10 protein-coding genes are annotated in these 13,262 nt (G+C 65.7%); 8 read left to right on the forward strand and 2 right to left on the reverse strand.

Annotated elements, in window-relative coordinates; all coding sequences use genetic code 11:
• Positions 1–10 precede the first annotated feature (10 nt).
• Both ACIBW7_RS37055 and ACIBW7_RS37060 read right to left on the reverse strand, forming a co-directional pair.
• Positions 11–976 (reverse strand): SMP-30/gluconolactonase/LRE family protein, encoded by a 966-nt coding sequence (locus ACIBW7_RS37055; RefSeq protein WP_397054740.1) that lies wholly within the window; start codon positions 974–976, stop codon positions 11–13.
• 274 nt (positions 977–1,250) lie between these two features.
• Positions 1,251–2,990: a hypothetical protein gene (locus tag ACIBW7_RS37060; RefSeq protein WP_397054742.1), complete on the reverse strand. Its 1,740-nt coding sequence runs from the start codon at positions 2,988–2,990 to the stop codon at positions 1,251–1,253.
• A 129-nt stretch (positions 2,991–3,119) separates the two neighbouring features.
• Here ACIBW7_RS37060 and ACIBW7_RS37065 point away from each other — a divergent pair, with 129 nt between their 5' ends.
• The 8 genes from ACIBW7_RS37065 (at position 3,120) to ACIBW7_RS37100 (ending at position 13,066) form a co-directional block, all read left to right on the forward strand.
• Positions 3,120–4,514, forward strand: coding sequence for an acyl-CoA dehydrogenase family protein (locus ACIBW7_RS37065; protein ID WP_397054744.1), 1,395 nt, complete (start codon positions 3,120–3,122; stop codon positions 4,512–4,514).
• A gap of 33 nt (positions 4,515–4,547) precedes the next feature.
• Positions 4,548–5,768 carry an acyl-CoA dehydrogenase family protein gene (locus ACIBW7_RS37070; protein WP_040694453.1) on the forward strand — a complete coding sequence of 407 codons (1,221 nt, stop codon included), beginning with the start codon at positions 4,548–4,550 and terminating at the stop codon, positions 5,766–5,768.
• A 180-nt stretch (positions 5,769–5,948) separates the two neighbouring features.
• The gene (locus ACIBW7_RS37075; RefSeq protein WP_397054746.1) at positions 5,949–6,575 is read left to right on the forward strand and encodes a hypothetical protein; all 627 of its coding nucleotides are present in this window, start codon (positions 5,949–5,951) and stop codon (positions 6,573–6,575) included.
• 100 nt (positions 6,576–6,675) lie between these two features.
• Complete coding sequence (locus ACIBW7_RS37080) at positions 6,676–7,185, forward strand: ArsR/SmtB family transcription factor (RefSeq protein ID WP_397054748.1); 510 nt, start codon at positions 6,676–6,678, stop codon at positions 7,183–7,185.
• A 156-nt stretch (positions 7,186–7,341) separates the two neighbouring features.
• The gene (locus ACIBW7_RS37085) at positions 7,342–8,967 is read left to right on the forward strand and encodes an acyl-CoA synthetase (protein WP_397054750.1); all 1,626 of its coding nucleotides are present in this window, start codon (positions 7,342–7,344) and stop codon (positions 8,965–8,967) included.
• Positions 8,968–9,107: 140 nt separating this feature from the next.
• Entirely contained in the window at positions 9,108–10,766 is a 1,659-nt protein-coding gene (locus tag ACIBW7_RS37090; RefSeq protein WP_397054752.1) for an acyl-CoA synthetase, read from the forward strand.
• A gap of 132 nt (positions 10,767–10,898) precedes the next feature.
• Positions 10,899–11,462: a hypothetical protein gene (locus tag ACIBW7_RS37095; protein WP_397054754.1), complete on the forward strand. Its 564-nt coding sequence runs from the start codon at positions 10,899–10,901 to the stop codon at positions 11,460–11,462.
• A gap of 158 nt (positions 11,463–11,620) precedes the next feature.
• Positions 11,621–13,066, forward strand: coding sequence for a PepSY-associated TM helix domain-containing protein (locus ACIBW7_RS37100; RefSeq protein ID WP_397054756.1), 1,446 nt, complete (start codon positions 11,621–11,623; stop codon positions 13,064–13,066).
• Positions 13,067–13,262 lie beyond the last annotated feature (196 nt).

A 13,262-nucleotide genomic window follows, 5' to 3' on the forward strand; every position in this document is an offset into this window, starting at 1 on the left:
GAGAAACTTTCTATCGCCTCGAATCGGCCGGAGTCAGGTCGATGCCCGCGGGCGGACGTAGTCGACGCAAGGTTCCGTCCATGCTCGTGACGAACAGAGCCCACCTGTCACCGTCGCGAGCGATCCGCACGGAGGTGGCGCCGTCCGGCGGGTTGCGCATCGGACCGGGTTTGATCAGGCCGGTGATGATCGTGCAGCCCGCGCCGGTGGCCGGGTCGATCTGGTAGACCGCGCCCTGGATATGGTCGGCGACGAAGAGTTGGCCCGCGCGGGTCGCTTCCATATCGTCGAACAGCGCAACCAGATCGGGAGCACCGGCGACGACCGTCGCATTGTCGGGATCGTCGAGCGGGACGCGGAAGACGCGCAAGGTCATATTGTCGGTGTAGATCGACTTCCCGTCGGGGGCGAGCGCCAGCCCGTTGGTCCAGGGCAGGTTGGACCAGGTCTTCGTGTACTCCCCCGTCGACGGCCGATACCGCGAGATGCCGGTCGGCGGGCCGGTGATGCCGATAGTGGCGAATACGAGGTCGCCGTCGGGCAATTCGAGCAGTCCGTTCGGACCGTTCAGCTCGGTGAGCAGAATCGTCACCGCACCGGTGTCGATGTCATAGCGCTGCAAGGTGCCCGGCGCCTCCGCCACACCATCGCCGGTGACGAAGTACACGGACCGTCCGACGACCCGCACGCCCGCGGGGTGATCCAGACCGGCTACCAGCTTCTCGAACTTGCCCGCGGCATCGATATGCGCCAGGTAGCCGTCGACGATTCCGGTGACATAGAAACCGCCGGCTCCGTCGGTATCGAGATTCTCGAGATTGCCGACCCCGCTGACGATCGTCGAAACGTCCCACCCATCCGCACACGACCCGGACGGCGTCTGCGCCCCCGCCGTCGCCGCGGACATGATGCCCGCCGTAAGCGCCGCGGTCAGCAGCGTTGCCCTCAGTCGCCGACTCCGCGGCCGTCTTGCCATGCGGCACAACCTAACAGCCGCGCTGGAATGTTGCCCGGGGCGGACCGTCCGCCCCGGGCGACTCGACTCACGGGACGAACAGCGTCGCGATCATATTGAGGACCCCGGAGACGAGCTGATCGACAATGCGAAGAACCATGACATCTCCTTACTCGTACAGCAGAATTCAGCCTCGACGGAAAACACGGCCGAGCACTGTGGGCGGCACCTTTGTAGATAGGCGTCGATCGTTCTTCGTTGCGGTCGGGCGCGTGGATGGCTGCGATCGGACCGCTCAGCTCAGATGTTTCGCCGCAGGCCACATTTCGGACATGGATGCTCGCGGTTTGCGGCAGATGAACAGCGGCTGGCCCTGCTCGTCGTTGTGGATACCGAGACCGTTGTCGATGTGACCGGCGGGCTCGACTTCGGCGAAGTACCCAGTCAGGCGGTCACGATCGAGACCGACCACGATCACCACGGAGGCTGCATCGCTGGGCGGGCCCCACCACCAGTAGGAGTTGTGGCCGCTGTGCGGAGTCGGTAATCCGTATTCGCCGCCGAAGCGTTCGATCGCACCCGCCTCGCCGTAGTTGTCGGCAAGGATGGCGACGTCGGGTCCGAGCGTGGCGCGCACCTCGGCGATTCGGCGCACGAATTGCGGCCAGCCGATGGTTTCGCCCGCGTCGTAGTTGATCGCGAGGATCGGCGAATCCTTCAGGGCCGCGACGGGTAACACCGGCAGGAACAGCAGCGCCGAGACGATCGCATTCACCGCGATCACCGAACCCACTGCCACCCAACGGGCTCGCCGATTCCCCAGCCAAGCGGCGACAGGTACCGCACCGGCGGCCAATAGGAGCGGATACATCCCGCCCAGGTAGTACGCCTTCCCGCCGCTGACCAGGAAAACCACGAAAAGTACCGCATACGCTACCGGAAACGCGCGCAGACGCGGATCTCGCCACAGTCGCCGGAGCCCGACTGCCCACAGCGGCACCAGCAGTGGGCCCATCAGCCCGAATTGCGACAGCACGAACGTCACCGGCGAATCCGACGTGCCGGAGGACCCGCCCGCGATCGCCCGGCTCATCTCCCACTGCGGCCAACCATTGCGCCACTGCCACAACAGATATGGCAGCCAGATCACCACCGCCAACCCGACCGCCATCGGAAAGTACTTGGTGGCGAATATCTTTCGCGGACCGACGAGAACCAGCGCAAGCACCAGCGCCGCCACCGGAAAGATCAGCAGCACCTTGTTCTGCAACCCGATCCCGACAACCAGCCCTACCCCGAGCCACCACCGCGGCCCCAACCCACCGACACCCGCGCGTCCCTCCGGCCATACCCGACCACCCACGCCCCCGCGCTCATCCGATGCCGTACGACCGACCACACCCGCGCGGTCGTCCGGCCCCACGCGACCATCCACGCCTTCGTACCCGTCCGGCCCCACGCGACCACCCGCGCCCGCGCACTCATTCGGCGCCGCACGACCTCCGACACCCGCGTGCTCATCCGATGCAGCAAGACCACCCCCGTCCACATACCCATTCGCCTCGAGTCCCCGGCCGTTCCGGTCGGCACCCCATCCCTCCGAGGTCCGCAGCAACACCAGCACCAGCAGACAAACCAACACCCACGCCGCCATATCGAACGACGCGGTACTCAGCAGATGACCGATCCCCATCACCATCGCCGCACTCGCGACGGCCACCGACGCCAATACCTGCGCCCCGCGTCCACCACCGAGTTCGCGCGCCATCAACCCCGCGGCGACAACAACGAATGTCGCCGCCGAGACCGACGGAAGTCGTAGTAGCAGTAACGAATCGGCATCGATTGCGGACATCGCGCGGGCCAGTAGCGGGGTCAACGGCGGCTGATCCGGGTAGCCCCAATCCGGATGCCTGCCCGCCGCCAGAAAGTACAGCTCGTCCCGGTGATAGCCGTAGCGCGTGGCGAATGCGGTCAGTAGTGCGGCGAACAGCACAGCGACGACGGACACCGGTCGTCCCACGACTTTGGGCACTTGTCCAGCCTGACACAGTTCGGCGGCGTATGCTGCACCTCGACGCACTTCTTACTCTGGAGTAAGATAGCCTTACTCAGGAGTAAGATAGCTGGGACAAGACCTCACCCACCCACCCGAGAAAAACAGGTGATGATGAGCACTCGAGACAGCGCAACGAAGCGACGTCCAGACACGTCCGCGGTCGGCCTGAACCACCCCAAGCGGGACTGGATGGGCGCGGCAATGCGGGTGATGACGACCATTACCGGGTCGGAACTCGCCGAGAAGTACAACCTGCGCAAGCCGATCGAGCGGGTCACCTACGAAGGCACCAAGACCGGTTTCCGCACCCTGGGTGCCGCCACTCGCGCATTCGGCAAGGTTGCCGGTGGTGGCGCGCCGAAACGCCTGGCGGACAACGAGTCCAAGAACAAGGACTTCTTCGACCTGACCCCGAGCGATGAGCAGCAGATGATCGTCGAGACGGTGAAGGAATTCGCCGCCGAGATCCTGCGCCCGGCCGCCTACGAGGCCGATCACGCCGCCAAGGCCCCGCGCGACCTGCTCGAGCGCGCCGCCGAACTCGGCATCACCGTGATCAATGTGCCCGAGGAGCTGGAAGGCGCGGCCGCCGAGCGCGGCGCGGTCACCAACTCGCTGGTCGCCGAGGCGCTCGCACACGGTGATATGGGTCTGGCCCTGCCGATTCTCGCGCCGAGCGGTGTCGCGGTCGCCCTGTCCCAGTGGGGTACCGACGCACAGCAGCAGACCTACCTGCCCGCCTTCACCGGCGAGAATGTGCCGCAGGCCTCGGTCGTGATCAACGAGCCGCGCGCGCTGTTCGACCCGTTCGCCCTCCAGACCAAGGCCACCCGCGCCCCCAGCGGCTACCGCCTCAACGGTGTGAAGAGCCTGGTCCCGGCCGCCGGTGATGCCGAACTATTCATCGTGGCCGCCGAGCTCGACGGCCGCCCCGCCCTGTTCATCGTGCCGTCGGACAGCCAGGGGCTGGTCGTGGAGGCCGATCCGAGCATGGGTCTGCGCGCCGCCGGTCTCGGTCGCCTGCTGCTCAACGACGTCGCGGTCGGCACCGACGCCGTCCTCGGCGACGGCGATGCCAAGACCCGCGCCGAGGAGTACGCCGACGCGGTGCGCCTGGCCCGCCTCGGCTGGGCTTCACTGGCCATCGGTACCGGACAGGCCGTGCTCGATTACGTGATTCCGTATGTGAACGAGCGCGAGGCATTCGGTGAGCCGATCTCGCATCGCCAGGCGGTCGCGTTCATGGTCGCGAATATGGCAATCGAACTGGATGGCCTGCGCCTGGTGACCCTGCGGGGTGCGTCGCGCGCGGAGCAGGGGCTTTCCTATGCCCGCGAGGCGGCACTGGCCCGCAAGCTCGCCACCGACAAGGGCATGCAGATCGGTCTCGACGGCGTGCAGCTGCTCGGCGGCCACGGCTTCACCAAGGAACACCCGGTCGAGCGCTGGTACCGCGATCTGCGGGCCATCGGCGTCGCCGAAGGTGTCGTGCTCGTCTGACCGGCTGGTTCCTTACTTCCAGGAGACATCACCATGATCAATCTCGAACTCCCCAAGAAGCTGCGGGCCAGTGCCAATCAGGCCCATCAGGTCGCCCAGGAAATCTTCCGGCCGATCTCGCGCAAGTACGACCTCGGTGAACACGACTACCCGGTCGAGCTGGACACCATGGCCGCCATGGTCGAGGGCCTCGCCGACTCCGGCACCCAGAAGATCGGCGGCGCGGCCGGTGGCCGTTCCGACGGGGACGAGCACGCCACCGAGCTGCTCGGAAATACCAACGGCGGCAATATGTCCGCGCTGCTGAACGCGCTGGAGACCTCGTGGGGCGACGTCGGCCTGATGCTGTCGATTCCCTACCAGGGGCTGGGCAATGCGGCCATCGCGGCTGTCGCCACCGATGAGCAGCTGAAGCGGTTCGGCAAGGTGTGGGCCTCGATGGCCATCACCGAACCGTCCTTCGGTTCCGATTCGGCCGCCGTCACCACCACCGCCGTACTCGACGGCGACGAGTGGGTGCTCAACGGCGAGAAGATCTTCGTGACCGCCGGGCAGCGCTCCACCCACATCGTGGTGTGGGCCTCGGTGGACCGCAGCCTCGGTCGCGCGGCGATCAAGTCGTTCGTCGTGCCGCGGGACGCTCCCGGACTTTCGGTGGCCCGGCTCGAGCACAAGCTCGGCATCAAGGCGTCCGATACCGCGGTACTGCTGTTGCAGGACTGCCGGATTCCGAAGGACAATATTCTCGGCAGCCCGGAAGTCAACGTGGAGAAGGGGTTTGCCGGGGTCATGCAGACCTTCGACAACACCCGTCCCCTCGTGGCCGCGATGGCGGTCGGTGTCGCGCGGGCGGCGCTGGAGGAGCTGCGCGCCATCCTGAAGGATGCGGGCATCGAGCCGTCCTACGACATCCCGGCCAATAACCAGCCCGCGGCCGCCGCCGAATTCCTGCGGATGGAAGCCGATTACGAGGCCGCGTACCTGCTGTCGCTGCGGGCGGCGTGGATGGCGGACAACAAGAAGCCGAACTCCTTGGAAGCCTCGATGTCCAAGGCGAAGGCGGGGCGCACCGGCACCGACGTCACCCTCAAGGCCGTCGAACTCGCGGGCACCATCGGCTACTCCCAGCGCACACTGCTCGAAAAGTGGGGCCGTGACTCGAAGATCCTCGACATCTTCGAAGGCACCCAGCAGATCCAGCAGCTCATCGTGGCGCGCCGCATCCTCGGCAAGACCAGCGCCGAGCTGAAGTGATGCCGAACTAGTAAGTGCGACAAGGGAAACCGGTGCGAGTGACTCGCACCGGTTTCCTGTTCACAGTGGGTTCGAGGCACCCGCCGTAACCGGTGAAGTAGCGCACGGTATCTTGGCGAGCTGAGATTCAGCGGACGAATTCCATCGAGCAGTACCAAGAACCCCAACAGGAGACTGGTTATGCACAGGCTGGGTTTGATACGTCGCTTCACCGCCGCAATCGCGGCAACCACCGCATTCGCCGTCGTATTCGCGGGTCATGCCGCGGCCGAGCCGACGACGATCGACTGGAATGCGGCCACGCAGCAATTGCGGAAGGCCGCCATCGGCAATCCCTCCGCCGAGCAGGCAGTGGACCGGCTGCTGGCATCCGGGCAGGTCGCCACCCAGGTGGCGCTGCCCGCACAGCCGTTCCAGATCCCGGCGCAATCCGATATCGGACGCGGTGACGGGCCGGGTGTCTACGGGTCCGGCGTCGCCCTCGGTTACGACGGTTTCCGATTCGGATTCTTCGGCGGACCGGGCATGATCGCACCGGATCAGACCGGGGCCAGGCTCCAGGTCCTGTGGATCAATCTGTCCAACGGCCGCAGCGGCACCGAGGTGCTCTCCGAGCACAACGACGCCACGGTCGACACCACCATCCGCACCCGTCCGCTCGACACCGGTAACGGCGTCATCGTCGGGGCGGTCTACGGCACCCTGTGGCACCGCTGGCCCGTCCCGGTCAGCGACGCCAACCCCGACGGGTTCCAGTACAAACTCGCAACCATCTCGGTCCCGTCCTTCGGATCGATCTACAACTGACCATCCGGCACGCGAGCCCGGCACGGATCTCCGTGCCGGGCATTTGCATCACATCGGCTAACCATTGCGAGCAATTGCGTAACTCCGTAAATTTGCGCTCGTGAGCGTGGAGGACCGACTAGCGAAGCTCGAACGCCGACTCGCGGCCAAGGACCTCATCAAGGATGGCAGCGGGCAAGCGAGTGGATCCGCCCCGCAGGGAGGGTGGGCACTACGGCGGCTGCATGAGGAGTTCGCGCATGCGGACCAGCGCAATGGCGGGGTGATGTTCGCTGGTTCGGGCTCGCTACCCAGCACGGAAGAGTTCGACTGGCAGGTCCAGTTCAGCACCGATGACATCGTCGACTACGACTGGGACGATGCCGCGGAATGCCTCGCCGCCCTTGGTAGTCCGGTCCGCCTGCGCATTCTTCGGCAGATACTTCGAGGCAGCAGAACCGCCGCCGAACTCACAGACCTCGGTGAGGTGGGCACCTCCGGCGAGATCTACCACCACCTCCGTCAACTAGCAGCTACCGGCTGGCTCCACACGGTGGGCAGCGGCCACTTCGAAGTCCCCCCGAATCGGGTCGTTCCCTTGCTGGTCGCGCTGGCTACCGCGCGGAGGTGAGCTTGCCGCCACGGTTTCCACGGGACCATTCTGTCCAGCCCGTATGGCGGCGGGTGTGATGTGAGTCATAGCGCTGATACGGTTGGTGAGACAGAACGGTGGTTCGAGATCGCTTGGGCGAGTGCCGACGCGAGTTGCTGGTAGAGGTGGTCGACGATGAAGTTGGCGCATGCGCTGGAGGTTGTGAAGGCATTCGGGGTGCTGCGGGCGCGCGGGGTCAGCGATCCCAAGAAGCCGCTGGAAACCTTGCGGACAGTGAAGGAGTCGCGGGTCTACGGACCGCAGGCCACCTTGATCAGGCATTCGGCCCGCATCGTGCCCAATGCCCCAGGGCTGGTCGACGAACGCGGCGAACTGACCTACCGGCAACTAGACGAGCAGTCGACCGCCATAGCGCGCGGGCTGCGACAGGCGAATCTGACCGAGGGGTCCGTGGTCGGTGTGCTGGCCCGCGACCATCGCGGTCTCATCCTGGCCATGGCCGCGGCAGGCAAGCTCGGTGCACGGGTCGCGCTGATGAACACCGGCTTCGCCAAACCACAGTTCGCCGAGGTCTGCGAGCGCGAGAAGGTCAAGGCCGTCCTGCACGACAGCGAGTTCCTCGGCCTGCTCGACGCGCTGCCGCCGAATCTGCCGCGCTACCTCACCTGGGTCGACGAGGGCACCGAATTGCCCGAGGGCGCACAGACTCTGGACGATCTCATCGCCGCCAACTCGACCGCGGACCTACCCGCACCGTCCAAGCCGGGTGGGTTCGTCATCCTCACCAGCGGCACCACCGGCCTGCCGAAGGGCGCACCGCGCAGCAAGGTGACCCCGCTGGCCACCGCGCAGATGGTGGACCGAATTCCGTTCCCGGTCAGGGGAACTCAGGTCATCGTGTCGCCGATCTTCCACAGCACCGGTCTCGGCACCTACCTGGTGGCCTCCGCGATGAGCAATAAAGTGGTGGTGCGCCGCCGTTTCGACGCCGAGGCCACACTGAAGATGGTGGCCGACCACAAGGCCGAAATGCTGGTCGCGGTGCCGACCATGCTGCACCGGATGACCGAACTTGCTCCGGAGATCCGCGCCAAGTACGACACCACTTCGCTGAAATGCATTCTGCTCGCGGGTTCGGCGCTGTCGCCGGAGTTGTGCCTCAAGGCCACGCAGATCTTCGGTCCCGTCCTGTACAACCTGTACGGCTCGACCGAATGCGCCGTCGCCACCGTCGCGAACCCGGACGATCTGGCCATCGCACCGGGCACCGCCGGCCGGGCGCCGATCACCTGCGAGGTCCGGCTCTACGACGACAACGACAAGCAGGTCAACGCGATCAACACCACCGCGCGCATCTTCATCCGCAGCGGCGCGCCGTTCGAGGGCTATACCGACGGCAGGCATAAGCAGATCATCGACGGCTATATGTCCAGCGGCGATGTCGGCCACTTCGACGAGCACGGCCTGCTGATGGTGGACGGCCGCGATGACGACATGATCGTCTCCGGCGGCGAGAACGTCTTCCCGCAGGAAGTCGAGAACCTGCTGCTGGAGCGGCCGGATGTGTTCGATGCGGCCGTCGTCGGCGTCGACGACGCGGAATTCGGCAAGCGCCTGCGCGCCTTCGTTGTCCCCGAGGCCGGTCACTCTCCCGACGGCGAGGAGATCAAGGCCTACGTCAAGGAGAATCTGGCCCGCTACAAGGTGCCGCGCGAGGTGATCTTCCTCGACGATCTGCCCCGCAACCCCACCGGCAAGCTGCTGCGCCGGGTGCTCGTGGAGTACGACGTCAACGCTTAGACCTGGGCCGTCGGGACAACTGAGATACGTGACACAGCGAGTCACAGATGCTTGCTATTGTTAGCGGCAGCACTGGATCTCGAAGTTGCGGTCCACATCACCCCCGGTCCCGGTGGGTGGACCGCGGAAGGCGTTGACGAATGTCCCTATCCCTGCCTGCGCTGAATAATTCCGTCCGGAAGGCGGGCGATTTCGCCCAGGGCGTGAATGTCATGGTCAAGCGGCGCTTGTTCAATCCGCTCCGACCCGATCACGCGGCACGGTCCGCGTTCAATGTGCTCAAATTCGGCCCGTTCGCCGGTGTAGTCATGCACGCGGCGCAGACCAGACCAGATGCGGCGGCCATCGTCGACGAGCGTGGCGAGGTGAGCTTCGGCGAACTCGACGAGCAGTCCAGCGCACTGGCTCGCGGGCTGGAAGCGCAGGGAATCAAACCTGGTGACGTCGTAGCACTGCTGGCGCGGGACCATCGCGGCATGGTGCTGAGCCTGCTCGCGACCGGCAAACTCGGCGTGCGCACGGTGCTGATGAATACCGGCTTCGCGAAACCGCAGTTCGCCGATGTGGCCACGCGCGAGAGCGTCAAGGCCGTACTGCACGACAGCGAATTCCTCGACCTGATGAGCGCGATCCCGGCCGAGATCCCTCGGGTGCTCACCTGGGTGGACGAGAAGGACAATGTCGATCCGTCGGTCTCGACCATCGAATCGCTGATCAAGGCTCGCTCCACCGCGCCGCTGCCCGCGCCCGCCAAGCCCGGCGGCATGGTCATCCTGACGAGCGGCACCACCGGCACGCCGAAGGGTGCGCCGCGCGACCGGGTCAGCCCGTTCGCCTCGGCCCAGTTCGTCGACCGGGTGCCGCTGCCCAATAACGGGACCATGATCATGGCCGCGCCGATCTTCCACGGCACCGGACTTTCCCAGTTCACCCTGGGCCTTGCCCTCGGCAATCGGGTGATCTTCCAGCAGCGCCGGTTCGATCCGGAGCAGACGCTCGCGAATATCCAGCAGTACCAAGCGGATTCGCTGGTCGTGGTGCCGACCATGCTGCAGCGCATTCTCGATCTCGGCGACGAGGTGCTTGCCAAGTACGACCCGCGCACCATCAAGGTGATCTTCGCGGCTGGTTCGGCCATCGCACCCGATGTGGTCACCCGCACCCTCGACTACTTCGGCGACAGCCTCTACAACCTGTACGGCTCCACCGAATGCGCGGTCATGACCGTCGCGACCCCGGAGGATCTGCGCAAGGCCCCGACCACCGCGGGTAAGGCGCCGGTCGGCATCCGGATCGTGCTGCTGGACGAGAACCGCAAGCCCATCACCGAACCGAATGTCACCGGAACCATCTTCGTGGACAACGGTTTCGCCTTCACCGGCTACACCGACGGCCGCACCAAGGAGATCGTGGACGGCATGATGTCCAGCGGTGACGTCGGGCATTTCGATGCCGACGGCCTGCTCTACATCGATGGCCGCGACGACGACATGATCGTCTCCGGCGGCGAGAACGTCTTCCCGCTCGAGGTGGAGAACCTGATCGCGGGGCGCGACGACATCTTCGAGGCCGCAGTGGTCGGCGTGGACGATCGCGAATTCGGAAAGCGGTTGCGCGCCTTCGTCGTTCCCGGTCCGGAGTCCAAGCGCGATGCGCAGGAGATCAAGGATTACGTCAAGGCGAATCTGGCGCGATACAAGGTGCCGCGCGAAGTGATCTTCCTCGATGAGCTGCCGCGCAATGCGACCGGTAAGTTGCTGCGCAAGCCGTTGATCGAGATGGAAATCGACGCGGACTGATTCAAGACTGAGCCGCACACCTGCGAATTCTCGAGGTGTGCGGCTTTGCTTTTCTTCCAGCTGGAAACTCGATACATCCCGGCCGCCACTCGGGTGGGAATCGGCGGGTAATTCGTCGGTTATCATCAGCGCGTGAGTATCGAGTTCGGCCCGGCCGCTGCGGGGCATCGCAGCGCCGTCGCGCGGGTGCGCGGCGCATGTGCCGGTTCGATCTCCGGTGCCATATCCGTTGCGGCACACGGGTGGGCGTCCAATGGGATGCCGCCGAGCAGTACCACGCTCGCGCTCCTCGTTGCCGCTTCCGCGGTGGTCGGCGCACTGGTCGCAGGCCTCGCACCGCTGCGCGATACCTCGATCGGGCTGATCTCGGTGCTCGTCGCGGGTCAGCTGCTCGGGCACGTCACCATGGGCTGGGGTTCGGGGCATATGCATCACGGCGATGCCCAGCTCACCCCCGGTATGGTGGCCGCGCACCTCGTCGCGGCTGTGCTCGCGGCGGTGGTGATCCGGGGTGCCGAGACCGCGTATCGGATCGGTTGCGCGGTGCTGTCGCGGGTGCTGCCCATGCGGTATCACCCGCCGGCGATACCCGGGCCGGTGCCGCTGCGTCTGACGCATCGCGATCGTGTGATTCTGCGCATATTCGCCGCGGAATCGCTGCGCACGCGCGGTCCGCCGCCGGCGTTCGGTAGCTGATTTCCTTACCCGGTGCATGGGCTCGGCTCGTGCGTCGTCGTTTTCGCGCAACATCTTTCGCTGGTGAGATTTCGCAGCCTCATGCGAATTTGTCGCGAATCGCGTTGTCGCACGCCCGACCATTCCCGGGTTCTTCCGAACTCCAGAAACGAATAACCATGAGCATTACGGACACCAGTCCGCCGGATGCCGAATCGTCGGCTCCGGCAAACGAAATACGGTCGCGCAACGGCCTCTATCCACTCGCGATGCGGTTGCATTTCTATGCGGGCATCTTCGTCGCACCGTTCATCCTGATCGCCGCGGTCACCGGAGCGCTCTATGCCATCTCCCCGACCCTGGAATCTATTACCTCGCACGACCTGTTGAAGGTCGAGGCGAACGGCGAGATGCGGCCGCTGTCCGAACAGGTCAGCGCGGCCGTCGCCACCGAGCCGAATCTGAGGCTGGTCGCGGTGGCGCCGTCACCCGAAGCCGACGACACCACCCGCGTGCTGTTCGACGACCCGTCCCTCGGCGAGTCCGAACGGCGTGCGGTATTCGTGAATCCGTATACCGCGCAGCCGGTCGGCAGCGATGTGGTCTACGGCAGTTCGGGTGCGCTCCCGATGCGCACCTGGATCGATAGGCTGCACCGGGATCTGCACCTGGGCGAGCCGGGACGCATCTACAGCGAACTCGCCGCCTCTTGGCTGTGGATCGTGGCGCTGGCCGGTCTGGTGCTGTGGATCCGTCGGGTGCGCGGACGCCGCAACCGCAAGTCCGCCGCCTGGCTACTGGCACCGGACGGCTCCCAAAAGGGTCGCGGTCGTTCGATGAATTGGCATGGGGCCGTTGGCGTTTGGATCATGCCGGTGATCCTGCTGCTGTCGGCGACCGGGATGACCTGGTCGACCTATGCTGGTGAGAACATCACCGAACTGCGCGAACAACTCAGCTGGACCACACCTGCCGTGACCACCGCACTGCCGGGTGCGGCCACGCAGGAACACGCCGGAGGCGAGCACCACGGCGGCAACCATGCACCCGCGCCGGTCGATGTCCCGACCCGGATCGCGCAGCTCGACGAGGTTTATGCGGCGGCCCGCGCCGATGGCATCACCCAGGGTTGCGAGATCGCCATTCCGGCCGAGCCCGGCGGCGCATTCGCGGTGAAGGAACGGCGCATGCCCGGCACCTATACCGTCGATGCGGTCGCCGTCGACGGCGCGACCGGCACGGTCACCGACAAACTCGCCTACGCCGACTGGCCGATCATGGCCAAGCTCACCAACTGGGGCATCCAATTCCACATGGGCCTGATGTTCGGGCTGCTCAACCAGTTGCTGCTGCTCGCGGTGATGATCGGGCTGATCGTCGTACTGGTGCTCGGCTACCTGATGTGGTGGAAGCGGCGGCCGACCCGCGGTGCTTCGCGGTTCGCCATCGGACGCGCACCACGTCGCGGTGCACTGCGCCAGACCTCGCCGTGGCTAGCGGTGCCCATCGTGGCGGCCGCGCTGGTTGTCGGCTGGTTCGTGCCGCTGGTCGGGCTGAGCCTGCTCGCCTTCCTCGGTGTCGACGTCATCGTCGGCCTGGTTGTGGGCAAGCGCGCCACGGCCTAGTGCCGCGGGATGTTCCGCACACCGATTCACGTGCCGGGCACGTCATCACGCCGACATGTCATGCGCGGCGGGCGAAAGCGCGCGGGACGCACCAACTGAAAACTGCCGGGGCGTGAGGGGCTCCGGCAGTTACCAATTCGACCTACCGAACGTCAGAGGTACGGCCGTTGTATCGCCATGCCTCGAACAGACAGGA

The organism is Nocardia sp. NPDC049526 (assembly GCF_044465765.1).
In the GTDB taxonomy this organism is placed as follows: Bacteria; Actinomycetota; Actinomycetes; order Mycobacteriales; family Mycobacteriaceae; genus Nocardia.

Excerpts from the sequence above, each read along its gene's own strand:
- ACIBW7_RS37055 (WP_397054740.1), bottom strand. The coding sequence starts at position 976 with ATGGCAAGACGGCCGCGGAGTCGGCGACTGAGGGCAACGCTGCTGACC.
- ACIBW7_RS37070 (WP_040694453.1), top strand. The coding sequence starts at position 4,548 with ATGATCAATCTCGAACTCCCCAAGAAGCTGCGGGCCAGTGCCAATCAG.
- ACIBW7_RS37075 (WP_397054746.1), top strand. The coding sequence starts at position 5,949 with ATGCACAGGCTGGGTTTGATACGTCGCTTCACCGCCGCAATCGCGGCA.
- ACIBW7_RS37085 (WP_397054750.1), top strand. The coding sequence starts at position 7,342 with ATGAAGTTGGCGCATGCGCTGGAGGTTGTGAAGGCATTCGGGGTGCTG.
- ACIBW7_RS37090 (WP_397054752.1), top strand. The coding sequence starts at position 9,108 with ATGTCCCTATCCCTGCCTGCGCTGAATAATTCCGTCCGGAAGGCGGGC.
- ACIBW7_RS37100 (WP_397054756.1), top strand. The coding sequence starts at position 11,621 with ATGAGCATTACGGACACCAGTCCGCCGGATGCCGAATCGTCGGCTCCG.